Origin of the sequence: Pseudoteredinibacter isoporae, assembly GCF_040372805.1 — a bacterium.
Taxonomy (GTDB): domain Bacteria; phylum Pseudomonadota; class Gammaproteobacteria; order Pseudomonadales; family Cellvibrionaceae; genus Pseudoteredinibacter; species Pseudoteredinibacter isoporae_A.
Window position 1 is genome coordinate 18,878 of record NZ_BAABWJ010000014.1, and the last position, 25,024, is coordinate 43,901.

Annotated in this window: 23 protein-coding genes and 1 tRNA gene; 9 read left to right on the top strand and 15 right to left on the bottom strand. The window is 50.1% G+C overall.

Annotation, left to right across the window (positions count from 1 at the left end; all coding sequences use genetic code 11):
* Positions 1-72 precede the first annotated feature (72 nt).
* On the top strand, positions 73-1,947 hold the full coding sequence (locus ABWW03_RS19240; RefSeq protein WP_353411181.1) for an SPOR domain-containing protein: 1,875 nt from the start codon (positions 73-75) through the stop codon (positions 1,945-1,947).
* Positions 1,948-1,961: 14 nt separating this feature from the next.
* Here ABWW03_RS19240 and panB read toward each other — a convergent pair whose 3' ends face one another.
* From panB to dksA, 9 genes are all read right to left on the bottom strand, one after another.
* Complete coding sequence (gene panB / locus ABWW03_RS19245) at positions 1,962-2,789, bottom strand: 3-methyl-2-oxobutanoate hydroxymethyltransferase (RefSeq protein WP_353411183.1); 828 nt, start codon at positions 2,787-2,789, stop codon at positions 1,962-1,964.
* A gap of 21 nt (positions 2,790-2,810) precedes the next feature.
* A complete protein-coding gene (locus ABWW03_RS19250) occupies positions 2,811-3,467 on the bottom strand; it encodes a deoxynucleoside kinase (protein WP_353411185.1) in 657 nt (218 codons plus the stop codon).
* Complete coding sequence (gene folK / locus ABWW03_RS19255) at positions 3,464-3,958, bottom strand: 2-amino-4-hydroxy-6-hydroxymethyldihydropteridine diphosphokinase (RefSeq protein ID WP_353411187.1); 495 nt, start codon at positions 3,956-3,958, stop codon at positions 3,464-3,466. The genes ABWW03_RS19250 and folK overlap by 4 nt, the downstream gene beginning before the upstream one ends.
* The gene (gene pcnB, locus ABWW03_RS19260) at positions 3,955-5,316 is read right to left on the bottom strand and encodes a polynucleotide adenylyltransferase PcnB (RefSeq protein WP_353411189.1); all 1,362 of its coding nucleotides are present in this window, start codon (positions 5,314-5,316) and stop codon (positions 3,955-3,957) included. Before pcnB ends, folK begins: the two co-directional genes overlap by 4 nt.
* 838 nt (positions 5,317-6,154) lie before the next feature.
* Positions 6,155-7,555 (bottom strand): sigma-54-dependent transcriptional regulator, encoded by a 1,401-nt coding sequence (locus ABWW03_RS19265; RefSeq protein WP_353411191.1) that lies wholly within the window; start codon positions 7,553-7,555, stop codon positions 6,155-6,157.
* Between the two features lie 69 nt (positions 7,556-7,624).
* Positions 7,625-10,552: an ATP-binding protein gene (locus ABWW03_RS19270; RefSeq protein WP_353411193.1), complete on the bottom strand. Its 2,928-nt coding sequence runs from the start codon at positions 10,550-10,552 to the stop codon at positions 7,625-7,627.
* A complete protein-coding gene (locus ABWW03_RS19275; RefSeq protein ID WP_166843209.1) occupies positions 10,549-10,728 on the bottom strand; it encodes a hypothetical protein in 180 nt (59 codons plus the stop codon). Before ABWW03_RS19275 ends, ABWW03_RS19270 begins: the two co-directional genes overlap by 4 nt.
* Before the next feature lie 128 nt (positions 10,729-10,856).
* Complete coding sequence (gluQRS, locus tag ABWW03_RS19280) at positions 10,857-11,744, bottom strand: tRNA glutamyl-Q(34) synthetase GluQRS (RefSeq protein ID WP_353411196.1); 888 nt, start codon at positions 11,742-11,744, stop codon at positions 10,857-10,859.
* A 41-nt stretch (positions 11,745-11,785) separates the two neighbouring features.
* Positions 11,786-12,232 carry an RNA polymerase-binding protein DksA gene (gene dksA / locus ABWW03_RS19285; protein ID WP_353411198.1) on the bottom strand — a complete coding sequence of 149 codons (447 nt, stop codon included), beginning with the start codon at positions 12,230-12,232 and terminating at the stop codon, positions 11,786-11,788.
* A 406-nt stretch (positions 12,233-12,638) separates the two neighbouring features.
* On the opposite strand from dksA, the gene sfsA reads away from it, so the two are divergent.
* On the top strand, positions 12,639-13,367 hold the full coding sequence (gene sfsA / locus ABWW03_RS19290; protein ID WP_353411200.1) for a DNA/RNA nuclease SfsA: 729 nt from the start codon (positions 12,639-12,641) through the stop codon (positions 13,365-13,367).
* Here the strand turns inward: sfsA and ABWW03_RS19295 are convergent.
* From ABWW03_RS19295 to ABWW03_RS19305, 3 genes are all read right to left on the bottom strand, one after another.
* On the bottom strand, positions 13,346-14,275 hold the full coding sequence (locus tag ABWW03_RS19295; protein WP_353411202.1) for a hypothetical protein: 930 nt from the start codon (positions 14,273-14,275) through the stop codon (positions 13,346-13,348). The genes sfsA and ABWW03_RS19295 overlap by 22 nt on opposite strands.
* Positions 14,276-14,415: 140 nt before the next feature.
* Positions 14,416-14,751, bottom strand: coding sequence for a Rieske (2Fe-2S) protein (locus tag ABWW03_RS19300; protein WP_353411204.1), 336 nt, complete (start codon positions 14,749-14,751; stop codon positions 14,416-14,418).
* A gap of 283 nt (positions 14,752-15,034) precedes the next feature.
* On the bottom strand, positions 15,035-15,322 hold the full coding sequence (locus ABWW03_RS19305; protein WP_353411206.1) for a TfoX/Sxy family protein: 288 nt from the start codon (positions 15,320-15,322) through the stop codon (positions 15,035-15,037).
* Positions 15,323-15,536: 214 nt separating this feature from the next.
* On the opposite strand from ABWW03_RS19305, the gene ABWW03_RS19310 reads away from it, so the two are divergent.
* From ABWW03_RS19310 to ABWW03_RS19320, 3 genes are all read left to right on the top strand, one after another.
* A complete protein-coding gene (locus ABWW03_RS19310; protein ID WP_353411208.1) occupies positions 15,537-16,190 on the top strand; it encodes an HAD family hydrolase in 654 nt (217 codons plus the stop codon).
* A complete protein-coding gene (gene cysE, locus ABWW03_RS19315; RefSeq protein ID WP_435372769.1) occupies positions 16,190-17,026 on the top strand; it encodes a serine O-acetyltransferase in 837 nt (278 codons plus the stop codon). The genes ABWW03_RS19310 and cysE overlap by 1 nt, the downstream gene beginning before the upstream one ends.
* Before the next feature lie 114 nt (positions 17,027-17,140).
* A complete protein-coding gene (locus ABWW03_RS19320) occupies positions 17,141-17,914 on the top strand; it encodes a hypothetical protein (RefSeq protein WP_353411210.1) in 774 nt (257 codons plus the stop codon).
* A 99-nt stretch (positions 17,915-18,013) separates the two neighbouring features.
* Here the strand turns inward: ABWW03_RS19320 and ABWW03_RS19325 are convergent.
* A tRNA-Asn gene (locus tag ABWW03_RS19325) sits at positions 18,014-18,088 on the bottom strand.
* Positions 18,089-18,244: 156 nt separating this feature from the next.
* Positions 18,245-18,781 carry an inorganic diphosphatase gene (gene ppa / locus ABWW03_RS19330; protein WP_353411212.1) on the bottom strand — a complete coding sequence of 179 codons (537 nt, stop codon included), beginning with the start codon at positions 18,779-18,781 and terminating at the stop codon, positions 18,245-18,247.
* A 247-nt stretch (positions 18,782-19,028) separates the two neighbouring features.
* Between ppa and msrA the strand changes: the two genes are divergently transcribed.
* Both msrA and ABWW03_RS19340 read left to right on the top strand, forming a co-directional pair.
* Positions 19,029-19,706, top strand: coding sequence for a peptide-methionine (S)-S-oxide reductase MsrA (gene msrA / locus ABWW03_RS19335; protein WP_353411214.1), 678 nt, complete (start codon positions 19,029-19,031; stop codon positions 19,704-19,706).
* Between the two features lie 595 nt (positions 19,707-20,301).
* Entirely contained in the window at positions 20,302-21,123 is an 822-nt protein-coding gene (locus ABWW03_RS19340; RefSeq protein ID WP_353411216.1) for a GIY-YIG nuclease family protein, read from the top strand.
* A gap of 427 nt (positions 21,124-21,550) precedes the next feature.
* On the opposite strand, the gene ABWW03_RS19345 is transcribed toward ABWW03_RS19340, so the two are convergent.
* Positions 21,551-22,810: a 6-phosphofructokinase gene (locus ABWW03_RS19345; protein WP_353411218.1), complete on the bottom strand. Its 1,260-nt coding sequence runs from the start codon at positions 22,808-22,810 to the stop codon at positions 21,551-21,553.
* A 222-nt stretch (positions 22,811-23,032) separates the two neighbouring features.
* Between ABWW03_RS19345 and mpl the strand changes: the two genes are divergently transcribed.
* Both mpl and ABWW03_RS19355 read left to right on the top strand, forming a co-directional pair.
* Positions 23,033-24,391 carry a UDP-N-acetylmuramate:L-alanyl-gamma-D-glutamyl-meso-diaminopimelate ligase gene (gene mpl / locus ABWW03_RS19350; protein ID WP_353411220.1) on the top strand — a complete coding sequence of 453 codons (1,359 nt, stop codon included), beginning with the start codon at positions 23,033-23,035 and terminating at the stop codon, positions 24,389-24,391.
* A 1-nt stretch (position 24,392) separates the two neighbouring features.
* Positions 24,393-24,992, top strand: coding sequence for a flavin prenyltransferase UbiX (locus ABWW03_RS19355; protein WP_353411222.1), 600 nt, complete (start codon positions 24,393-24,395; stop codon positions 24,990-24,992).
* Positions 24,993-25,024: the final 32 nt, after the last annotated feature.

Consider the following 25,024-nt stretch of genomic DNA (forward strand, 5'->3'; position numbering starts at 1 on the left):
AAGGGGGCTCTTATCGGCCTGAAGCTTACCTGTTTCAAGGCCTTGTCGGCTTACTTAACATTAGGAAGGCGTATGGGTTTAGGGAAGGGCGTTTGTTGGCTGATCACGGCCTTGAGCTGCCACACTGTGGCTGCAGTATCAGCGGTGCAAGTGTCTGAGAATACCGATCAAGATTCGCGGCGGTCTGCTGCCGAAGACAGTGCCAATGAGAGTGTCTCCACGGCTGAGGATAAAGACCGTTTCTGTCTAAGTGCCGGCTTGCTCCAGCATTACCGTTGTGACAGCAATTCGATTGAGGCACAAATCGCCGCTGGGCAACGTTACTCTATTCAGCTTCTGAGTATGGACGATCAAATGCCTGAGTTGCCAGAAGCCCTCTCTGTTTTCCATCGAACCCAGCTGTCGGGCAATCAGGCGTTTGTTTACGTGGGTGAATTTACCCAGCAACAGGAAGCGTTGGATACCATGACCGCTCTGGTGATGGTCGGCGCTTTAGACCCAGATCGTTGGCGGCCCGGAGTTGTTCAGATTGACAAGAGTCGGCAGGTGCCCGGCGTTCGCCTGGTACAGATGTATAAAGACAAAAGCTTTAGCCACCTGGCGGTGTCAGAAGCCGCAAGCGACCCATTGAGTTTTGCAGGGGATCATGTGGGTGATGGGCGGTTTATGCCCAGCTACTACACGGTGCAAATCGCAAGCTTTGAAGATGTGGCGGGGCAGGAAGAATTTGTCTCCGAAAATTCAGTCGACGATATGTTGTGTCGCCAGCGACGCAATGGTCGTTTTACCATTTACAGCGGTGCCTTTGGATCCGCTGCCGCTGCAAAAAAACAAAAACACAAATTGAAAAGCCGTTTCAGTGATGCGTATGTCCTGCGTTTAAAGCAGGAAGACATGTTCAGTTGTGACAGCAAACGGGAATTATTGGTGTTGTCACATCCGGATTCAATCTCGAAGGTCAAGCCGAATCACGCGACTCATCTGAACCGCTATTTCACGGCTCAGATTGCCAGCTTTTCCAGTGATAAAAAGCGTCGAGCGTTTATTCAGGGTTATCCTGGTGTGGATTTTATGTGTCGAACTCGCCGCAATGGAAGGTTAGTAGCGTACAGTGGCGCATTTTCGAACCGCCAGGAATTGAGATCACACATCCAGGGCTTGCGTCAAAAAGGCCTGAAGGCCTACGAGTTAAAATTGCAGAATGAAGATATGCATGATTGCCTGGATCGCCAGAAGATTGTTGTGTATTCGAAAAGTCGGCCCGCAGCTCCGGTGGCGAATAAACCTGCGTTGCCGCCGGTTCCTGTGACGGCAAGTCAAAATAAAAAGAGCGCTAAGCCTGCCGAGAGGGTCTCCGGCTTGCAAAGCCTGGCCAATATTAATCTCGGAGATTCATCCATTAGTCAGGCGCTCGCGGCGATGGACAATGCTCAGCTTACCGCGGAAGCGGATAAACCAAGGCCAAGACGCAATAATGTCGTGCAATTGAACGTCATCGCTCCAGAAAAGAACCTTGATAAGGCCGCCTCTTCTGTTGTGGAGGAAGAGGCGACGGTATTGCCGGCTTATTATCAGCGTCAACAGAGTCAGCTCGCCCAACGACAGCAAGTCAACCAACCTCCGCAAGTAAAAGAAAACCCCGTATCGGCTCAATCGGCGGGCATCGATGGGCGTTTGGCGAATGATTGGCAGCCGGATGTCGGAGAGATTTTTTACACGGTTCAATTGGCGATTTTCAAAGAGGCTGTGAACGAAGGTCGCTTCGTAAAGCAGCATCAAAATCTTGAGCTTCTGTGCAAGCTTAGAAGTAATGGCCAGATGGCCATTTATTCAGGTAAGTTCCTGGAATACGAACAGGCGAGAAACTATCTACGAAGTTTTGAGCAGGAATTGGATGGTTATGTGGTTAAGTTGCAAGGGGAATTGCTTCCACCTTGCAGTATATAATTCGCAAAAAAACACTATTTAAAACAATGTTCGTCTGCCGGGAATCGCATGGCTTTTACATCGGCAGCGTATTTGTTGAGCGCACTGGGAATATCACCAGCTTCAATTAAAAAGTTCTTCGAGAATTTCGGCGGTTTTTCTGTCAGCCCTAAAATATCATTGATGACCAGTACCTGTGCGTCGGTGTCTCGGCCAGCGCCGATGCCAATAACAGGCATGGAAACGGACTCAGTGATGCGCTTGGCTAAATCACTTGGAACACATTCTAGAACCAACAGGTCTGCACCGGCCTCATCAAGAAGCATAGCGTCCTTCAAAATGGTGTCGGCTTGATCGTCGCTGCGCCCTTGAACTTTAAAACCACCGAGTTTGTTGACGGATTGAGGCGTCAGTCCCAGATGCGCGCACACTGGAATGCCGCGCTCACCGAGCATTTTTACAGTGGGTGCCAACCATTCACCGCCCTCGATTTTTACCATATGTGCACCGGCCTGCATTATACGAGTGGCATTTTCCATGGCCAGGTCTGGTGTGGAATAGGTCATAAAGGGCATGTCGCCCATGATCAGTGATTTATCGTTTCCACGCCTGACCGCTTCGACGTGATAAATCATTTGTTCCATGGTAACGGGAATGGTGCTGTCATACCCAAGGACGGTCATGCCTAGACTGTCACCGACCAGCAGCACTTCCACACCACAGCGTTGTGCCATGGCAGACATCGGCGCATCGTACAGCGCGACAGTAATAAATTTTTCGCCTTCGGCTTTCATCTTGCGCAGCGTACTGGTTGTAACGGCCGATGTTAGTTTGCTGTCGGCTTGGGGGCTGGCATAGGGCATGATTGGCTCCTTAGCGAAGTATCAAAGAGTAGGATTAGGATTGTAGTAGTGGCGGCCCGAGCGAATATTCTGCATATACTCGAGCAGCTCGAAAAAGTGTTCATCATTATTAACAGGATCAATTTCACTGGCGTTGACCATCAATAATGGTGAAGACTGATAGTGATGGAAAAATTGGGTGTAAGCGTCGTTCAGTTGCTGGAGGTACTCCAGGCTAATGCCTTGTTCCTGTTCAAGGCCTCGTTGATTGATGCGTTCAAACAGAACCTCAGCGGGAGCCTGCAACACAACGACCAGGTCGGCCGTCGGCGCTTTAAACTTCAGGTGGCTGAACACCTGCTGGTAGATTTTCAATTCATCTTCATCAAGTACCACATGGGCAAAAAGCTGATCTTTGTCGATAAGAAAATCACAAATGGTGTTGCCCGCGAACAAATCGTTTTGTTGTAGGCCTTCCAGTTGTTGGATGCGCTCGAAGAGGAAAAACAGCTGGGTTTGCAGGGCGAGTGATTTGGGATCGGAATAAAACCGGGATAAAAAAGGATTGTTCTGAGTGTTGTCCAAAAGTGTGCTTGCGCCCAAATGTTGAGCGAGCTTGCTGGCAAAGGCGGTCTTGCCAACACCAATAGGTCCTTCAATCGCGACTAGACGGCGAGATAGGTCGTCCGCATGACTCATAAAGTCTCCTCGTTCACACGTTGCAGCCCTTCCCAGCCTAATGCCTTTGCCAAGACTTTTAAAGATCCAATTGCGGGTATCTCGAGCGCGCCGTCGATTTCCATCAGCGGTTGCACGACAAAATTTCGATTCTGCAATTGGGGGTGAGGGATCGTCAAGCGCGGGCTGTTTATCCGAGCATCACCATACAGCAAAATGTCGAGATCGACGGTTCGGGCGCCCCAGCGTTTTTTGCGTGTCCGGCCCAGCTTCAGTTCGATGGATTGCAAGAGGTCGAGTAATCGTTCCGCCTCAAGGTCGGTTGAGATTTTGCAAACGGCATTTAAGTAGTCGGCCTGCTCTTCATTGTCAAGGGTCAGGGCTTTACTGCGATACCAGCTTGAACATGTGATGAGTTGGCAGGCTTCATGGGCATCGATCAGTTTCAGGGCTGTTTGCAGATTGCACTGCATATCGCCCTGATTTCCGCCGAGTCCAATATAGACGATCATGACGCGGGCTTGTCAGAGTTTCCGCTGGGTTTACGGCGCCGTCTTCTCGGGCGTTTGGGTTTGGGGAGCGCTTCCAGCATTTCGTTTTGGCGCTCTTCCTCGGCATCCTGGAATTCTGTCCACCAACGTCCTAAGCCTTGGCAATCTTCTCCGGCGGCTTCTCTCAAGAGCAGAAAGTCATAAGCCGCTCGGAAGCGCTTATGCTCCATCAGGCGCAGAGCGCGTTTGCCTGAGCGCATGGGCAAGCGACCTTGCAAATCCCAAATCTCTCGCATGGTAATCAGAAAACGTTTTGGAATGGCGGTGTGCTTCTGCTGAGCATCAATGACCTGTTGGGAAGCTTTGTGCATGCGCATGGCTGGAGGGCTTTTTTCATCTTGCTTTTCCAAAGCATCCTGCAGGGGGCCCCACAGTAGCGCGGCCAGAATAAACGCCGGTGTAACTCGTTGCTCATTGGCCAGGCGTCGATCGGTATTTTGCATGACACGTACGAGCAGAGCTTCGTCGATATTCTCGCCTTGCTTCAATCGTTTTGCTGTTGCCGGAAACAAAGGCGCCAACAGTTCATAATCACAAAGACGCTTAAAGGTCGCGGTGGCGTAGCCGCCTAAAAATAATTTCAGGCATTCATCAAATAAGCGTGCAGAGGAAATGTTTTCCAGCAGAGGTGCCAGTTCTTTAATGGGAGCAGCCGTGTTGGCTTCAATATCAAAATCAAGCTTGGCGGCGAAACGGGCCGCTCGTAGCAGACGAACAGGGTCTTCCTGATAACGAGTTTGCGGATCGCCAATCATTCGAATGAGGCGGTTTTCCAAGTCACTCATGCCGTCGGTGTAGTCATGCAGCGTAAAACCGTCCAAAGAATAGTAGAGGGCGTTTACGGTGAAATCACGGCGTAGGGCATCGGAGCGTAAATCCCCGAAGACGTTGTCTCGCAGCAACATCCCTTCTTTTGATTGGCGGGATTCGGCGCTGTTGGCGGCGCTGTCGTGATTGGCTCGAAAGGTCGTCACTTCGATAATTTCACGGCCGAAGCGGACGTGAACAATGCGGAAGCGGCGGCCGATAATACGCGCGCTACGGAATAATTTGCGAACCTGTTCAGGTGTGGCGTTGGTCGCGACGTCAAAGTCTTTGGGATTACCGCCCATCAGAGTATCGCGTACACCGCCCCCGACCAAATAGGCCTCAAAGCCGGCCTCATTGAGGATCTTCATGACTTTAAGGGCGCTGCGGCTAATCTGCTTACGCGAGATGCTGTGCTGATCGCGAGGAATAACCCGCGCCTTTTCTGGATAGTCAAAAGAATTGGGAGACTTGAATAGGTTGTTAATAGAGCGGATAACGCGTGTAAACATAATGTCAGCAGGGCAGGGCCAGATTCTCGGCTATATTGGGCAATAAGGAGCTGCTCTCGGGCAAGCGTGATATTGCGTTTTTTAGAATGGGGCGAAGTGTAACACGGTTATCGTGTCAGGCCCATTTTGGGGAACATCGGTAGCATCAGGGAGATGTCGTGATATCAGGAAAAACAAAAAACGCAGATAGCAAAACGGGAAGTAAAAACTTCCCGTTCAAGCAAGATGGTAATTAATTAACGAATACCTCGTTATTGTTATTAGCGGGGCTAATCCCTGCCCCCATTAGCAACTTGCTTTTCTGGCAAACCCTGTCCAGTGCAGTCAGTCAGTTTTACGCTTGTTATTGTTATTTTTTGTTGTTGTGCTTATTTTTAGAGGTCAGCAGTATCAATATGGTCACTACTGTAATCTGTTATGCATTAACCATGCATATTAACTATCGTTATTATTATTGTTGCTGTTGATTTATTTTTATTATTTGTTGTTGTTATGTGGCGACTATAAAAGCACTTACCGTGCCAAAAGTGAAAACTATAATTAAAACAATGGCTTATGGAAAAATCTTGCAAAATTCAGATTGTTTGCTACTCAGATTCGTTACCTAAAGCCTCGTCGATTGTTACATCCTGTCGAAAGCAGGTAACACTTTAGTCTAGTTTGGGGAACTTTTTCGTCAATTCTAGGTAGCGCTCAGAGGATCAGCCTGAAAAATAAACGCTTAACGACATTTTATTGGGTCGACTGACTGAGAAACTCAGTCGAAACGGCCTGCAGGGTGGGCAATTTGCCTCCGAATGATGAGGCTGTCTCCGGTGTTGGGCGCTATGAAGGCGTTTTACTTCATGGCCTGCTGATTGGCTTTTTTGCGAGGAATGCCCAGGCGCTGGCGTCGCTCCCAAAGACATTTGCGGCTCACGCCGAGCTTCCGGGCGAGTTCTGTTTCGCTCATGGTGTCTTGATGTTCCAGAACAAAGCGCTGGAAGTAATCCTCGAGAGATAGGTCTTCAGCGGGTTCTTGGGTGGGTGTGCGGGGGTGGAGAGTAGATTGAATGATTTTCAGGTCGGTAGGGTCATCAATTTCGACCAAATCCAGGTCAATACCGAGAAGGTCATGGGAAATTTCGCTTTCATCTTCGCAAAGTATCACACTGCGCTGGATGGCATTTTCCATTTCCCTCACATTACCAGGCCAGGTATAGGTTGTGATAGCTTGAATGGCTTCCGGGCTCAGGCGCAGCAGAGGCTTCTTGAAAGACTCGCAATACCGTTTCAACATGTGTTCTGCCAGGGCGACCACATCCTTCCCTCGCTCTCTCAGTGGCGGCAGGTTCAGTTGAAGCACATTGATTCGAAAATACAGATCCTGGCGAAATCGTCCTTCATCAGACAGTTTACGTAAATCGCGGTGTGTGGCGGCAACCAGACGCACATCAACCTTTTGGGAGTGTATTGAACCAATTGGGCGCACTTCGCCTTCCTGCAATACTCGCAGGAGCCGGGCCTGGGCCTCTAAAGGCAGTTCGCCAATTTCGTCCAGAAACAGGGTTCCGCCATCGGCGGCGGCGATTAATCCTTCACGGTGACTGTCAGCACCGGTAAATGCGCCTTTTTCGTGCCCGAACAATTCGGATTCAATCAGCGTTTCTGGAATCGCAGCACAGTTCACGCTGATAAGTGGGCTTTGGGCGCGGGGGCTTTCTTGATGGATGGCTTTGGCTGCCAGTTCCTTACCGGTTCCAGTCTCTCCATGCACCAGCACGGTAGCGTCGGTAGGGGCGACTTTATGAATGCGGTTATAGAGGGCTTTCATTGCCTGGCTGTTGCCAATCATTCCGGCAATGGCCTGGCTGGATGACTTAGACTTGCTGAGTGCTTTAGCTGCCGCATTGGCACGGCCTATCGCTCGACGCACGGAGGCCAGCATTTCATCGTGATCGAAGGGTTTAGCGATGTAGTCCACCGCTCCCATTCGCATGGAATCGACCGCGGAGCGCAGGCTGGCGTAGCTGGTCATAATCAGTACGGGAATATCTCCCGCGAGCTGGATCAGATCGGTGCCTGGGCCGCCCGGTAAGCGCAAATCACTGATGATCAATTCGAAGTTGGTGAGTTTGTATTTGGTTGTGGCTTCTTTGACTGAGCTGGCTTCGCTAACGGTGTATTTGTGCCGCTCCAGCAATTTACGCAATGCGGTGCGGATGATGGCCTCATCTTCAACAATCAAAATGTTGCTCATAGTTAGCTGCCCGGTCGATCAGTGTTACTGTTACTTAATCTGCTAGTGTTACCTTCATGGCGCTCAGATTCAAGGCTTAAGAGGAAATTTTAAGATGAATTGCGCGCCTGACGGGGCACTTTCCGGTCCAAGGTTGCGTATTTCCACACTCCCGGAATGCTCTTCCATAATGCTGAAGACCATTGCCAGCCCTAGGCCTGTGCCTTCTCCGGGGTCTTTGGTGGTAAAGAACGGTTCCAAAATTCGGTCCATAATCGCACCGGAGATGCCGGGGCCTTGATCCGTTACTCTAAGTATCAGCTGTTGTGTGTAATGTTCGGCATCAATATGCACAATGCCGTCTTCCGGGCTGGCATCGCGGGCATTGCTCAGCAGATTGATGAAGACCTGGATTAATCGCTGACTGTCCCCCTGAATTTGAACGTCTTGGGGCACCGTATTCACAAATTGCAGTTCGGGCTTCTCAGTATGCAGTTTCAGCAAGTGAATAGCTTCTTCCACGCACTCGTGAATGTATATGTTCTGGAGCTGACTTTGATCGGCTTGCCCGGTATGGGAAAAGTTCACCAGAGACTGCACGATGCGGGTGATGCGGTCCGTCTGAGACAGGATTTGATCGACCGTGTCCTGGGTGTCTTCGGGTTCGGTTTCATAACGCAGGTTTTGTGCCAGACAGGCAATACCGGTTACCGGGTTGCCGATCTCATGAGCGACCCCGGCCGCCAGTCGGCCGACCGACGCAAGGCGTTCATTGTGCATGAGCTCCTGTTCCAGACGATGTGTTTCGGTAACGTCCTCCAGCAAAATCACTGTGCCTTGGGAGCGTCCTTCCATCGGCGTCTGCACTTTCGCTTTGTGAAGACTGATCCAGTGCGGGGTATCGCCAATTTGTACTTCCTGATTGGCCCAGTGGTCATTTCCGCTGTGGTAAAAGTTTCGAATCACAGGGCCCCAAGGCGGGGGTAGTTCATCCAGATGGGAGCCGTTGATTTGTTTTCCGGGCAGGCGGGTCAGAGCGTCCATGGCTTTGTTCCAAAGAACAAATTCCAAATCCTGGCCAATTGAGCACACCGCCATGGGCAGTTCCTGAAGGGTTTGGCGGTGGTAGAGCCTGAGTTTGTTGAGTTCAGCGGGAAGCCCCAGCAGCTCGTTCTGGTTCTGGGCCAGTCGTTCTTCCATCAGGGTAACGTCGGTTGATGAGCTCTTATGCTTTCGCAAGGGAATGTGTTTGCTGATGATTTCCTGAGCCATATTGACCCCAAGGATGCCACTCAAGTTGGCTTCCAGTTGATCCCGCAGGCGTCGAAGTGCGTAGGGGCGACGTTCGTTTTCGTCAATCTTGAGTTGTAATAGGGCCTTGCGAATGGCTTCGCGACTGGGGCCGCTGCCGAGGGCCTGCCCCAATCTTTTTTCAACATCCGGTACGGAAAACACATCCAAGCTGCTGCGCATGGGTTGGCTTAACTCATTTTCAGCACAGAGTTCCGCGCTGTAAATTTCTTCTGCGGTCGCCTGACTACGTAAAGAGACCCAGGCAAAAATGATGCTGTTGATCGTCAAGGACAGCAACGCAACCGTGTCCCAATGCTCAAGTCCCAACTGCAGATGTGGACCGTATCCCAGATTGATGCTTTTAATATTAAATAGAGTGGGCAAGGCTAGGCCAAACAACCAGATCGCGGCGCCGGCACTTAGGCCGGCTAAAAAGCCCTGGCGATTCCCGCTGGGCCAATAGCTGATTGCGATTAAACCAGGGACAAACTGGGCGCCCGCAATAAAACTGAGCAGAGCCATTTCTGTCAAACTGTGTTGGCCTTTCCATAGGCTGTACAAGCCAAGAATAAGTACCGTTAGGCTGACGATTGCGAATTGCTGTAAGCGCTTCAGCTGACGGCTGAGGCCACTGCCTCGGCGAATACCGGTGAGGGGAAGCAGGCAGTGATTCACCACCATGGTGCTGAGGCTGATCAGTATGGTGATCAATGCGGTGGCCGATGCCGAGGCGCCCGCGATAAACATCATTAAGGTCCAGACTGGTCGTTCCATGGAGGCGGGTAAACCAATCGCGAAGTACTCTGGCGCGGTTAATACACCACGCTCAAACCCGGCCCATAGAATGGGGAAAATAGGCAGGGCCAGCAACAACAATAAACTTGGGAATGCCCAGGGAAGAATACGTTTGATATTACCCTTCGGTTGCTGAATAACGGCACTGTGAAATAAATTGGGTGTAATCAACGAGCTGGCTATAAAGACTAGAAGTAAGGTATGTGAGGAAGTTTCCCGCAGGGGAGAGTACAACAGTGCGACGTTGTCCGGATGTTCCAGTAGCCAAGTATCGAGTTCTTCCAAGCCGCCGAACACCGAAAAAATTGCCAATAACCCAATGGCATTAAAGGCGAATACTTTGACAATGGTATCGAAAGCCAAAATTAAAGGCAGTCGTGAGTAGTGCTGCTTATTGGCCGCGATCAGGCTGATTGTCAGAACAAAAATGGCAAAGCCAAGGGTGACCAAATCGTTACGATGCAACGTATCTTCATTGAAATGCTGACCGTGAGTAATTAACTCATAGCTGATCGACAAGCTTTGCAGCTGTGCGGCAAGCAGAGGCATTAAAGCCAAGGCTAAAAAAATGGTGGCGAGTTGCCCGGCACCGTTGCTGTGATATCGAAATACCAGCAAGTCTGCTAAGGATTGCAGCTGGTATCGCCGGCACAGCTCTGCCAACGGAGCCAAGGCCAGAGGTGCAAATAAAAATAACGTACCCGTGCCGAGATAATAAGCGAAAGCACCATACCCGTATTCCAGAGCGAGCTGACTTGAACCGTATAAACTCCAGGCGCTGGCGAAAACGCCCAGCGCCAGGGTGTGGGTGAGTGGGTGTTGGCTTAAGCGTTTCGCCCAGCGAAATTTTCCAGCAACAAACAGCAGGCCCAATAAAAATAACAGGTAAGCCGCTGTGGCTGCTATAACCCAGGTTTCATTGAGCGTCATGGTTGATCGTCTTTCCGCCAGGGTTGGTAAACAAATACAGCGGCCAGGATCATAAAGAACCAGATGATGTAGGGTCTTAACCAGCTTCCCTCAGGGTTAATCATCCAATTGAGTAAGGTGGGTGAAAACACGTAGGCAATGATGAGTACGGCGATTAAAAGCTGTTGATTGTTCATGCCGATAAAACTCGATGATTCATAGTGAAGTTTGCCAAATCGGTGTCGCCGTTTTCACAATGCAGGCTGACATTGGAATAGTACTGGATGCCGTCTGCTTTTTAAACATAGGGTCTTTTCCCTAAGGGCTATGCGTTGTTCGTGTCATTTGGCAGCTGTTGAGGAACACGATGTAAATTCCAGTGTTCTATTGCCCAGTGCAGCAGGGTTTCACAGTCGCTGTGGCGCAAATCTGGGGGTGGGTTTTGGCCAAGCATGTGTAGGCAGTCATGCAAATTTTCAGTAGCTCGTTCGAATTTCAGTGCAGGTGCGTGGTTTTGTTTGCTGAGCTTTTGCCCGTGTGCATTCACAATGAGAGGAAGATGAGAATACTGAACGGGTTGCTGCCCCAAGGTCTGATAGAGAAAAATCTGGCGGGCAGTGGAATCCATCAAATCACGGCCTCGTACGATGTGGGTGACGCCGTAATCGATATCATCAACCACCACGGCGAGCTGGTAGGCAAATAAACCGTCTTTGCGTAACAGCACAAAATCGCCGACGTCATTCTGAAGAGATTGACTCTGTGTACCTTGCAAGGCATCTGTAAACACAACGGTTTGATTGTCGCAGGCCAATCTCCAAGCCCAGTTGGGACTGTTTAAAGGAATGTTGGCGTGTTCACAGCGGCCATTGTGAATGCCGCCACTGGCATTAAGCGTCTGTCGGGAGCAACGGCAAGGAAACAGTTTTCGTTGGCTGAGAAGCTGTTCCAATACCTCTACATAACGCTTGCTGCGTTGGCTTTGAAAGCAAATCTCGCCGTCGTGTTCCAAGCCGTGAACACGAAGTGCTTGAAGAATCTCGTCTCGAGCGCCTGACTGTTCTCGAGGCGGATCGAGATCTTCGATTCTCAGTAACCACTGACCTTGTTGTGATCTGGCATCAAGAAAACTGGCCAGGGCAGCGAGCAGTGAGCCCAGATGCAGTGGGCCGGTAGGAGAGGGTGCGAAGCGACCGACGTATTGAATAGGCATGGGGAAAATGCAGCCCGATGTGGGCTGCATTGGATTTGGGCTTAACCGCCGATTTGTTTTTCTTTAATTTCGTCGAGAGTCTTGCAGTCGACACATAAAGTAGCGGTTGGGCGGGCTTCCAGACGGCGAATGCCAATTTCTACGCCACAGGCGTCGCAGAATCCGTAGTCATCATTTTCGATGCGCTCCATGGTGGAGTCGATCTTTTTGATGAGCTTACGTTCGCGATCACGGGTGCGCAGTTCCAGGCTGAACTCTTCTTCCTGACTGGCGCGGTCAGCTGGGTCAGGGAAGTTTGCAGCTTCATCCTTCATGTGGCTCATGGTGCGATCAACTTCTTCCATGAGCTCGGTTTTCCACGCTTGTAGCAGGCCTTTAAAATGCTCGACCTGCTTGTCGTTCATGTATTCTTCGCCTTTTTTTTCTTTGTAAGGCTCGAATCCTCTCAAGGTAAAGCCAGCAGCGGCCTCTTTTTTGTTACTGGGCATATCATGCGCCTCTACTTATTTCTACAGACCCGCATAGTTGGGGGCTGTTTTCCTTAATTCAAGGGTCCCTAAATCGAACGGTGCAAGCTACCAGAAGTCAAACCCGGGTGCCAGCAATTTTTGGCCTAATGGGTGTTTTCTTGGTATGCATAACTTCGTTGATTATGCCGGTTGAGGCAACAACATTGCACTATCTTTCGTTCGGGTCCCGTCAGTGCGAGTTTGGTGCTTGCAGTCTTCTGCTAACCCTCGCCATTCAATGACTCTGAAGGCACAATGGCTCTCGCCCTTCGACGCGAGCCCTAATAAAGGCCGCTCATCATGTGTTGCGCGACGGTGACTCTGTGCCAGAAGCGACAGGGCAAACACGCTACCGTTAACGGCTCCTAATTATAGAGTGTTATTTATGTTGTTTTCTCCACCCTTGATCCAGGGGCAGCTCATTCGTCGCTATAAACGCTTCCTTGCGGATGTTATCGGCCCAAACGGCGAAGAATTGACCATTCATTGCCCAAATACCGGCTCTATGAGGCACTGTATGATGGCCGGTCGCCGGGTGTGGTACTCCACATCGAATAATCCCAAGCGCAAATATCCACACACTTGGGAAATTTCCGAGAATGAACAGGGGGATCTCATCGGGGTGAACAGTGCCGCAGCAAATACGCTTCTCGAAGAGGCTTTGCAAAAGGGGCTTGTTCAGGAACTCGCGGCTTATAAGGAGATTCGTCGTGAAGTGAAGCTGCCGGAAGGCAAGCGTCTGGATTTCCTTCTGGAGGGCAACGCCAGCGATTCCCGGCCTTGTTATCTGGAGGTCAAGAGTATGACCTTGATGCGTGAGGCGGGTTTGGCTGAGTTTCCGGATGCCGTAACCCAGCGCGGACGTGAGCATGTGATTGCGTTGCAAAAGCTGGTTGAGAGCGGGGCCAGGGCAATTCTGTTTTTTTGTGTTCAACACAGTGCTGCGGAGCGATTTGACGTCGCGGCCGATATTGACCCGGATTATGCCCGAGCCTTGGCAGAGGCTGAGCAAGCCGGTGTTGAGTTGCTCGCCTATTGTGTTGACTTTACCGACAATGAAATCACACTGACTTCCCGCTCGTTGCCAAGACGTCAGTGTCCTGGTGACGCATGAGCTGAGTTCTGAGGTTTAAACTGAATCAGCAATTGCAGAGGAAGCTGCCACTGGGTAAGGATGTGTTGCGCTTTTTTCTGGTCCAATAGGCCTTGGTTAAATAGCAGGCAGCTATAAGTGGCAATGAGACACTCTTCCAAGGTTTTTTCCAATAGCGGATCGTTATGATTCGTTCTATTGGGTATCAACGTATCCACAACTGCGGGTGTTAACTGCCAATCCTTGGCGATCTTGTAAGATAACTCGGGAGCGGTTTGTTCCGTGCACTGATAGGCTAACCATTCGATGGCCTCGGCTTGGTCCGGGCGGCGACCCAGCGAGGCGTGCAAGAAACGGAAGCAACTGATTAGCCCCGCTAACCTTAAGCAGAGAATTGTGCAAAGGGTGTGGGTGCCTTTCAATTTATTGGTGGCCAGATGGCGCCCAATACTGATCGCAAAATTTAAATACAGCCAGTGCTGCTGATGCAGCTCGGGAGCGATGCTTCGGCTGCTTTGAAAGCTGGTCTTCAGTGCCGGTAGCATAAGTTTGCTGGCTTGCAGGTCAATGCTGTTCTGCGATGCTCGTTCCACATCCAATGCGTTCACCTTGCAGTTGGGGTTGTAAGGCAGGACATCTTCTTTCAAACACCGATTCAGGGCCTCGGCGCGTTCTATAAGATTCAGGTGCTCGAGCTGAAAGAGCGATTTTGGCCACAGTGGTTCGTAGGTTTTGCGTGCCTTGCTGGAGCGTAAAAGCAGGTGTAGGTCGCGATGGCTTTCTTCAATCCAGACATGGCTTCTGCCGGGAGCAGGGGGTTTCCCCTGGTAAAGAAAAGAACAAAACTGGGCTTCCAACTCTTGCTTCAGTTGTTGGCGTACTTGTCCGATAAAGCTTGAGGGACTTGGGCGTTGTGCATGTTGTGGCATCCTTGACTCCTGCTGCGTTTCCCTTCCTGGGTAAATCCGTTGGCGATCAATAGCTCGCGCTGTTTCAATTCTTCATTGTAGGGCCATGCTCGCGTCAGGGTAAATACTCATTTTTGCTTACAAAAGCGTGGTTTATTGCTTTATCCACTTTCCAGAAGTACCTGCCATTGAGTGTCTTGCTTGCGAAGCGACAGGGTCTGCAAATGTTGGCCGACACAGGGGCCGGCTACGCAGCGTCCATCCTTGATGGTAAACAAAGCACCGTGACTGGCGCATTGGATGAGGCTTTTGTCGATATCCAGAAAGGTATCGGCTTTCCATTCCAGATTGATTTGCTGGTGTGGGCAACGATTGTGATAGGCGTAAAACTGTTCAAATTTCCTGACCAAGAAGTAATGCCCGCCAAGCATTTCAAAGCCTTTGCAGTCGCCTTCATTCAATGTATCAGGGTTAAAGGGGAGGGGGTGCCAGCTCATGACGTCACTCAAAAGCCAAACTGTAACACATAAAAAAACGGCTACCCGAAGGTAGCCGACAACCGTGATTAGCCTGATAAGGAGAAGTGACTCGAAAAGCCGCTTCGTGTTGAGCGTTTCCGTTCAACGGTGTTAATAATAATGATTATCAATTTCATGTCAACTGCAAATGGGAATTATTTTTATTAATTTGATCTGGCTCAATGATTAGAGGGTGCGGCAGAAAGTCCCGCCCGGCTTGCCGGCGGGAGATGAGATTGAAATCAAGAAACGAAGTCCGGGATTAGTGGGGTGTATCTTCTTCCAGGCATAGATTGTCAGCCTCTTGGACAAGCTGATCTTTGGCCTCTTGGCTGAGTTCGTTCCAATGTCTGTCGTCTAAAGCGCCTTGCAGGGCGTAAAGCATAACTTTGGAGACGTGAATTCCACGTTGTTTTATGCGCACATAGGCTTGCACAGGCCCCATGGCCTGCAGCTCATTTCGAGAGTGCACGCCAATGGCGTTGAGGATGTTGACCGTAGCAATCCCTAGATTTTTGAGCTGAAGTAGCTCACTATCGCGGTCGGACATAAGGCTAGATTCCCATTTTCGTTATATTTATTGTTAATAACCCAGCGGGTCTTAATGGAGAAAGCTAAGCCTTATAATACATCCTGTGCCCCAGAGCGCAAATTTTATCCTGATTGCGGCGACAGCCATGGTGGACTAAGGCGTCACAGCGCTGAACAGGTATCGATATGGGGCGTTTCAACAGGCGGTTCCTGCTAAGAATGTGGACCTTTTTATGCTGGTGATTTTTGATTGTGATGGCGTCATTGTGGACAGTGAAGTCATCGCAGCTCAGGTTTTTGCTGAACATCTTCAGGGATTGGATTTGAATGTCACGCCTGAGGAGTGCTTTGCGCGCTTTAAGGGCTATTCAATGAAAACCTGCATGAAAGAATTGGTGGAAATGCTGGGTGGCCCGATTCCGGAGCGCTTTTTACGCGGGATGCAGGCCGATACTTTTGCGCGCTTCGAGTCCGAGCTGCAGGCAGTTGCCGGAATTGAACAGGCGATTGCTGGGGTAGAAGACCGGGGCTGGCGTACCTGCATCGCTTCAGGCGGTAGCCATTCAAAAATGCGCGTTACCCTTGGTAAAGTCGGGCTGTGGCAACATTTTGAAGGGCGGATCTACAGTGCCGTGGATGTATCGAACGGTAAGCCCGCTCCTGATATTTTTCTCCATGCAGCGAAACAGGAGGGGGTCTCCCCCGAGCGATGCGTGGTTATCGAGGATTCCCAAGCTGGTGTCGAGGCCGCCTTGGCGGCGAATATGCCAGTGTATTTTTACGACCCCCTGGGCGAAGGGATGCGAACCCAGGCATTGCTTGAACATGAAAAGGTTCACCCTTTTTGCCAAATGGAGCAGCTCCCGACTCTTTTAAACGTGGTGTAATGATTAACATGATCGATTGTGATGGTGATTCGATGGCGGCAGAAGCTCGGGCCGAAGCAAATCAAATTTGGTCCCAATTATTGAATGAAGCCCAGGCGGCGAGTGCGACCGAGCCTTGCTTGGCCAGCTACTATCACGGCGCTGTGCTGAACCACCGGGATTTGCCGGCGTCACTGAGTTTTCATCTGGCGAATAAGCTGGATTCCCACGCCGTACCGGCCATGATGTTACGCGAAGTGATTTCAAGCGCTTACTGCGAAGAGCCCCAGATGATTTCAGCGGCCATTGCCGATATGAAAGCCTATTACGAGCGTGACCCCGCCTGTGATCAATACCTCATGCCCTTTTTATATTTCAAGGGCTACCAAGCTGTGCAATCCTATCGGGTGGCCAACTATTTATGGCGACAAGATCGCAAGACTTTGGCGCTGTACTTTCAAAATCAAATTTCCCAGGAATTTGGTGTCGATATTCATCCCGCGGCCAGCTTAGGGAAGGGCATAATGATCGACCATGCGACCGGGGTTGTTATCGGTGAGACAGCGGTGATTCACAACGATGTTTCCATGTTGCATTCGGTGACACTCGGCGGTTCGGGTTGTGAAGGCGGTAAGCGCCACCCCACAGTTTGCGAGGGGGTGTTAATCAGTGCGGGTGCCAAGGTTTTGGGGAATATCTGCATTGGTCGACAGGCGAAAATCGGGGCTGGCAGTGTCGTGTTGTCATCGGTTGCTGCGCATACCACCGTGGCGGGTGTGCCCGCTAAACCGGTGGGCGCGTCATCTGGGCGTCCCGCGCTGGACATGGATCAGCAATTGGATGATTGTTGCGATTAGGTGCTGGCCGTAGGGCACTATTTATTTTATTGCGCTTTCGCTGAATAAGATCTAGCTTATATTTTAAGAGCAATATATAAGGCTCGTAGAACAGGGCTTCGCCCTAGGGTGTTTATGGCAAACGAACGATACAACTTGGTGTTTCGCGGTGACATTGTGCTGGGGCACAATATCGTTGACGTGAAGTTGCGTCTTGGAAAACTTTTCAAAGTCAATGAAGCTCAGCTGGAACGCCTGTTTTCAGGTCGCCCGGTGGTGATCAAAAAGAGTCTCCTCAAAGCTGAGGCCGATCGATACACGGATGCCTTGCATCAGGCGGGTGCCCAAGTCGAAGTCCAGGCAATCAACAAGACCTCCGCTGCCCCCATCGAACCGGCGGGAGGCGGCGGCAAGAAGAAACCTTTGGCTGAGCGATTGGCTGAACAGCAGGCTGCAAGCGGCTTGCAGAAGCCCAGTGCTGCGGTGGCCTTTGCTTCAAACAATATACCCGTCCCGACGGTAGACGAATCGGAGCCCGAGGAAAACTTAGAGGAAGGGTTAGTGTTGGCTCCGGTTGGTAGCATCCTGCTAGCGGACCAGTATCGCGATGATGAGCCGGCCCCTGATATTCAGCCCGTTGAAGCCGACATTCGCCCTATGCAGGGAAACCTCCTGGATGAGGAAGAAATGAAAAAAGAGGTTCCGCCTATTGGCGTGGATCTGAGTGGCATCAGTTTGGCTGAGCCCGGTGAAGATCTTCTTGATGAGGCTCATAAGCCCCTGCCAGTCCCAGAGGTTGACGCGCCAGAAATTGACTTGGCACCAGTAGGCTCAGATTTGGGGGAGCGGAAAGTTGAAGTAGCGCCTCTGAATTTTGATCTTTCGGATATTCAATTAATGGAGCGCTAGCGGGTTTGCCCCGAGCCTCTTGCGAGGTTAGGGCGAATGCCAGACATAAAAAAAGGCCATCCTGAGATGGCCTTTTTTCGTTGCCCGCTTGGGCTTGTATGGCTCCGGCACCTGGGATCGAACCAGGGACCAATAGATTAACAGTCTACTGCTCTACCGCTGAGCTATGCCGGAATTGCGTCTGTCTTCGTCGACAGCGGCGCGCATATTACCACAATGATGGCTTTTGAAAAGCTTTTTTTTGCAATTCACTCACTTTTTTTCAAGGCCGCTGAATGTTTGTACAAATCGAGCGGCTTTGAAACTAAGTTACTGAGCCTAAAGCAAAAATTACTTCTCTTGCTGCAGGTGGCGCTCGCGAGAATCCATGATTTCCTTGCGTGCAGCTTCTGCATTGTCCCAGCCGTCAACTTTTACCCACTTCTCAGGCTCAAGGGCTTTGTAGTGTTCGAAGTAGTGCTCGATTTGCTTAATCAGCAGCTCTGGCAGGTCGGCAATTTCGTTTACGTCATCGTATAATTTGGTCAATTTGCTGTGTGGAACCGCCAGCAGTTTTGCATCTGGACCGGATTCGTCGGTCATGTTCAACACACCGATAGGGCGGCTGCGAATAACGGCACCTGGCATAACCGGGTAAGGGCTAACAACCAGCACATCCAGTGGGTCACCATCTTCAGACAGAGTTGCTGGAATGTAACCGTAGTTGGCAGGGTAGAACATCGGCGTCGCAACAAAGCGGTCGACATAGACTGCGTCAGCGTCTTTTTCAATCTCATATTTAATGGGATCTGCATTAGCAGGGATCTCGATGACTACATTGATGTCGTTTGGCAAATCGTTGCCAGCGGGGATCTTGTCGAAGCTCATGATGTACTCTACTGGTTGGTTTGGCCCCGAAATGCTGGGGCGTAAATAAGTTGGGGGCGAATTATATACGTCCTGCGCGGGCTGTGGCTATATAGATTAAGGTTTAATCACCGTGATCGGGTGCGCTCAGCTTGGATATAAAGATGTGAGAATTTCTGGATAACAAAGTCGCGGGAAGCGGGTACATTACCGCTATATTAGAGTGTAATGAATCATTGACAGGGCAGCGTAGCCATTGGGGGATGGAATGAAGAATGAAATTAAGCGTAAGTCAGGCCGAGCAAACCTTAAAATATGGGCTGTATCGGCATGCCTAGGTGCAGCGAGCATATTGGGCGCATTCAGCGCAGCGGCAGATGAATTGGCCACCGCTACCTTTGCGGGTGGATGTTTCTGGTGCATGGAAAAGCCCTTTGACCAAATAGATGGGGTCCACAGCACCGTTTCAGGTTACATCGGTGGGCACAAGGTCAACCCGAGCTATCGACAGGTTTCCGCCGGCACCACGGGCCATACGGAGGCCGTGGAGATCAAATTCGATCCGGCTAAGGTCAGCTTTGAAGAACTGTTGCAAGTGTTTTGGAAGAACGTTGACCCTTTTGATGGCAAAGGGCAATTCTGTGATAAGGGCAGCCAGTACCGCCCTGGCATTTTCTTCCACGATGCCGCTCAGGAAAAAAGCGCAATTAAAAGCTTGAAAGCATTGAAACAAGGTGAATTAAAATCGGCTCTGGAAAGCGGCCAAAACATTGAAGTGGAAATCACGGCGGCGAGCCCATTCTACGACGCTGAGGATTACCACCAGAATTATTATCAGAAGAACCCGGTGCGTTACAACTACTATCGCTACCGCTGTGGTCGCGATGCACGTTTAGAAGCGGTTTGGGGGCCGGCGGAGAAAGGCAACAAGCCTAGGTCGGAATAGACATAGATAGTAAAAAGCGGCTAAGGGAGTGTACAGACATTGGTATCTTTCTTCGGCCAGAATTAAACATACCCCATAGGCTATTGCTTATGGGGTGTTTTTTTGAGCCATGTTTTTACAAAGTGTGCAAGCATCATGAAGGATTGAAGGATTGAAGGATTGAAGGATTGAAGGATTGAAGGATTGAAGGATTGAAGGGTTGAAGGGTTGAAGGGTTGAAGGGTTGAAGGGTTGAAGGGTTGAAGGGTTGAAGGGTTGAAGGGTTGAAGGGGGTGTTTGGGGCGACAGTTAAGCAGTGGGGGTACCTGCGAAAGTGGTAATAGAGCTAAACGGCTAGGGCTTCACTTTTTAAAGCGTTTCCTTTAGATTAATCATAATTAATACCATTCACCGACCGATGAGCTATATGGAAGTACTTATACGGGCCCGCTAAATCTGCAGACTTTTTTTCTCGTAATTGTTATTTCGACTTTGGGTTTTGGTTGTTATAACTGATGTTTATAAATTCTTTCTGGTAAGTTCGGCCAAAAAAACTCTGTAGGGGGATTTAACAAAAATCCGCCTGATATACTGTTAAACACTTTAAAGAGAAGTTATGAGCATAAAAATAAGAGATATTCTTACCTTTGAAAACGAGAAAGACTATAAGGTTCATTTGGCAAACTGGAATGGTCGTAATCAACCTTTAGATGTATTTGTAAGTTCTAAAGAAGACTGGAAAGGGTGGAATTCTTGGAGAGGCGAAAAGGATGATTTTAACCGTCAATATATATTCTCTTTGATAGATTACTATCACGAGCCGAATACTTGGCTGTTCGGCGGAGTATTTGAAGTTGTAAAAAGACTCAATAAAACTAGAACAAAAGGCTACGAAGTTGAACTAACGGATCAATTCAAACCTTATGTTGGCCGATTGAAAATTAGTTGGCAAAGAGTTGGGCGCAAAAAGGCTAGGAAGTTGGAAAATTGCTTAGATGAATTTGTACTTTTAGAAATCCTAAAGGAAGAATACACTGGGGAAGTTTTCTGCGGTTATGAACAAATCAATCATGAGTTCAAGATCCTAGAGAATATATTCATTGCAGATAAGCAAGATTGGAAGGCAGCTCTCATCAATGTGAAAGGCGTATATCTAATCATGGATAAATCGAATGGCAAAAAGTATGTTGGCTCTGCCTACGGGGATTCGGGTATTTGGTCTCGCTGGTCTTGTTATATTGGCAACGGACATGGGCACAACGACGAGCTGACAAAACTCATAAAGACCGAGGGTAAGCAGTATGCCCGAGATAATTTTCGATTTTCATTGCTCGAATATCGGCCAATGAAAACAGGTGATGCTGAGATTATTGCAAGGGAGAGTTATTGGAAAGAGGCCCTGTTATCGAGAGGTGAATTTGGGTACAACAAAAATTAAATGCATAATGAATGCTTGGGCATTGATTTGAGCGTAAGGTTCGAGGAAGACATTGACTTGGATGTGCAAAATTGCCTAACGCTAACAAAGTGAGGTAAATCCGAAGTTGAGACTATGCGTTTTTTTGTTATTTGCTAAAATTTATTCAGTGTAATAGATATTCTTTGCGCTTCTGTTAGTCGTGCTAGGATCTATGCACAACTAGGTGTGTTTAGTAAACGTCAAGTACTCATAAATAATACGAATCGCTTACCTCCTTTGGGTGGGTTGTCGACGTTGTTAGTTTTAAATTGCTTCTGTATGCTAAGTAACGCCCAATAAAAAACAACCTCCCATACAGGAGGTTGTCCTCAGAGTTGTACAGCGTTGAGCCCTATATAGAGCTCTCGCTTGCTTTTATGCACTGCCTCTAAAACAGAAGTCGGACTTAGACCTTAAACTTCTTTTTCAACTTTTTCTCTACCATCACTTTTTTCAGTTTGGCGTATTGTGGCAGGCCATTTTTGAATGGTGGAAAATCTTCGCCTTGAATCAAGGGGAGCAAATAATCGTGGCCGGCTTCGCTGATGCCGAAGCCATCTTTGCTGATGTAATTGCGCGGCATCATTTTTTCAACATTGGCGACTTGGTCAAGAGGCGCTTCGCCAATACTCCAGCTGTATTTTTTACCTTTGCCGCGAACAATGGCTGGCATGACGGCGTTTTTACCCTCAACCGCCATTTCAACTGCGGCTTGGCCGACGGCGTAGGCTTGCTCAACGTCCGTTGCTGAGGCGATGTGGCGAGCGGCACGTTGCAGGTAATCGGCCAGGGCCCAGTGATACTTATACCCCAGTTCATCCTTCACCATGTTGGCTAGCGTTGGTGCAACGCCACCCAGCTGTTTGTGGCCGAAGGCATCGGTGGTGCCGGCATCTGCCAGGAAAGTGCCATCTTTATATTGCGCGCCTTCTGACGCAACAATCGCGCAGAAGCCGTATTTTTTAACGCATTGTTTTACGCGTTTGAGGAATTTCTCTTTGTTGAACGCGATTTCCGGGAAGAGAATAATGTGTGGCGCATCGCCTTCTTCTTGGGCGGCCAAGCCACCGGCAGCGGCAATCCAGCCAGCGTGACGACCCATGACTTCCATGATGAAAACCTTGGTCGAGCTTTCGCACATGGAGGCGATGTCGAGGCCGGCCTCTTTGATGGAAACAGAAACGTATTTGGCGACTGAGCCAAACCCGGGGCAGTTGTCCGTGATGGGCAGGTCATTGTCCACGGTTTTGGGAACATGAATGGCTTGAATCGGGTAGCCCATGGTTTGAGAGAGTTGAGAAATCTTCAGGCAAGTATCCGCAGAGTCACCACCACCATTGTAAAAGAAGTAGCCGATATTGTGAGCTTTGAAGACTTCGATCAGGCGCTCATATTCGGCGCGATTTTCTTCGACACTCTTCAGCTTGTAACGGCATGAACCAAATGCACCGGATGGGGTGTGGCGCAAGGCTGCGATGGTTTTCGCGCTTTCTTTGCTGGTGTCAATGAGTTCTTCGCGTAAGGCTCCAATAATTCCATTATGTCCAGCGTACACCTTTCCAATTTTTTTGCTGGCGCGGGCTGTTTCAATGACCCCGCAAGCACTGGCGTTAATAACGGCGGTAACACCACCAGATTGGGCATAAAAGGCATTCTTTTTAGCCATTGGCTTCTCTCAAACTCGTTTTTAGTGAAAAATATGGAGCAGATACATCGTCCTGTGGAACTGGCCCGCTCTGTCAGCGTGCTCAGAGGCGCGCATCATACTGTAAACTGATCACAATTGCATCGATTATGCGCGCCATTGCCAAGCCGTTCGGCCTCCCTGTTATCGGGGGCTTTGGCGGTAATTTAAGGGGCCATTTCAGGGGAGAATTATGAGGAAGTTATGCATATTCATTTTTTAGGCATCTGTGGCACCTTTATGGGGAGTTTGGCGCAGTTGGCAAAGGCACTTGGCCATCAAGTGAGTGGCAGCGATGCCAACGTTTATCCCCCCATGAGCACCCAGTTGGAGCTGGCGGGTATCGCCTTGCACGAAGGTTATCATCCAGACGCTCTCACGCCAGCGCCGGATCTTGTGATTATTGGCAATGCCATGTCGCGCGGGAATCCGGCTGTGGAGTATGTTCTCGACAAGCGAATGCCGTATTGCTCCGGTCCGCAATGGTTATGTGACCATGTATTGCAGAGTCGCTGGGTCTTGGCGGTGGCCGGCACTCATGGCAAAACTACCACGAGCTCGATGCTGGCCTGGATTCTTGAATATGCTGGCATGTCACCGGGCTTTCTGATTGGGGGGGTGCCCGGCAACTTTCCGGTTTCGGCACGCCTTGGCGGTTCGGACTTTTTTGTGATTGAGGCAGATGAGTACGACAGCGCCTTTTTTGATAAGCGTTCCAAGTTTATTCACTATCGTCCGCAAACCTTGGTGATTAACAATCTTGAGTTCGATCATGCCGACATTTTTGACAGCCTGGCCGATATACAAAAACAATTTCATCATGTTGTGCGAACCGTCCCCAGCGTAGGGCAGGTGATTTACCCCGAGAACGTTCCTGCCATTGATGAGGTTCTGGACAAGGGATGCTGGAGCGAAACTCAGAGTTTGGGTGGCGACTGGCAGCTGCTGGATGCCCAGGCCGATGGCTCCGAGTTTGTTGTTCAAGATCCCAACGGTGAGCAAGCTCGCGTTATCTGGGAGCTCAGCGGCCAGCATAATGTTGCCAATGGTATGGCGGCCATCGCAGCTGCGCGCCATGTTGGTGTTGAGCTGGCACATGCAGCTGAGGCCTTGGGGCAGTTTGAGGGCGTGAAGCGTCGCCTGGAGAACCTCGGCGAAGTTAATGGTGTCACGGTGTATGATGACTTTGCTCATCACCCGACGGCTATCGCCACGACTCTTGAGGGCTTGCGGAATAAAGTAGGAGGCAAGCGCGTCGTGGCGGTTCTTGAACCGCGCTCCAACACTATGAAGCTAGGTGTGCATAAAGAAACCTTGTTTGATGCCTGCGCAGAAGCAGATTTGGTCTTCTGTCTGCAACCCGAAGGGCTGGATTGGCGGCTGGAAGACTATGCAGGCGATATTGCGCAGGCTTTGACCGTGTCGGATTCAGTTGATGATTTGCTGGAAAACCTGTTGGCACAGGTCCAGTCAGGTGATCAGGTTGTGATCATGAGTAATGGTGGCTTTGCTGGTATTCATCAGCGCCTGCTTGACAAACTAGGCAAACGTGAGGAGCGTTGATATGCAGACTATCAGCTTGGCGATAACCGGTGGCTCAGGTGTGCAGTATGCATTGCGTTTGTTGCAGTGCTTGTTGGCGGCGGGATGCCAAGTCAATCTTATGGTGTCCCGGGCGGCCGGGGTGGTGATTAATACCGAGACCGATTTGCAGTTGCCTGAAAATGAAGCGGATTGGGGTGCCTGGTTTTGTGAGCAACACCAGGTGAGCTCAGAGCGCCTGCGCTTTTACGGTCGTGAAGATTGGTTTTCTCCCGTCGCCTCTGGCTCCAGCCGTTGTGCCCCTTTGGTGATTTGCCCGGCGAGTGGCGGAACGCTTTCCGCGATTGCTTGTGGTGCGAGTAACAATTTGATCGAGCGTGCAGCAGACGTCGTGCTGAAAGAACGCAAACCCCTGTTGCTGGTGCCAAGAGAGATGCCGTATTCAGCGATACATCTGGAAAATATGCTCAAGCTGACCCAGTTGGGCGCGATTGTCATGCCGGCCAGTCCCGGCTTTTACCATTCCCCAAAATCGATCGAAGAGTTGATCGACTTTGTGGTCGCTAGAATTCTCGATCAATTGGGAATTGAGCAGGATCTCATGCCGCGTTGGGGAGAGTAGCTCCGCGCGAATGAGTGACATCTGCGGCGAAG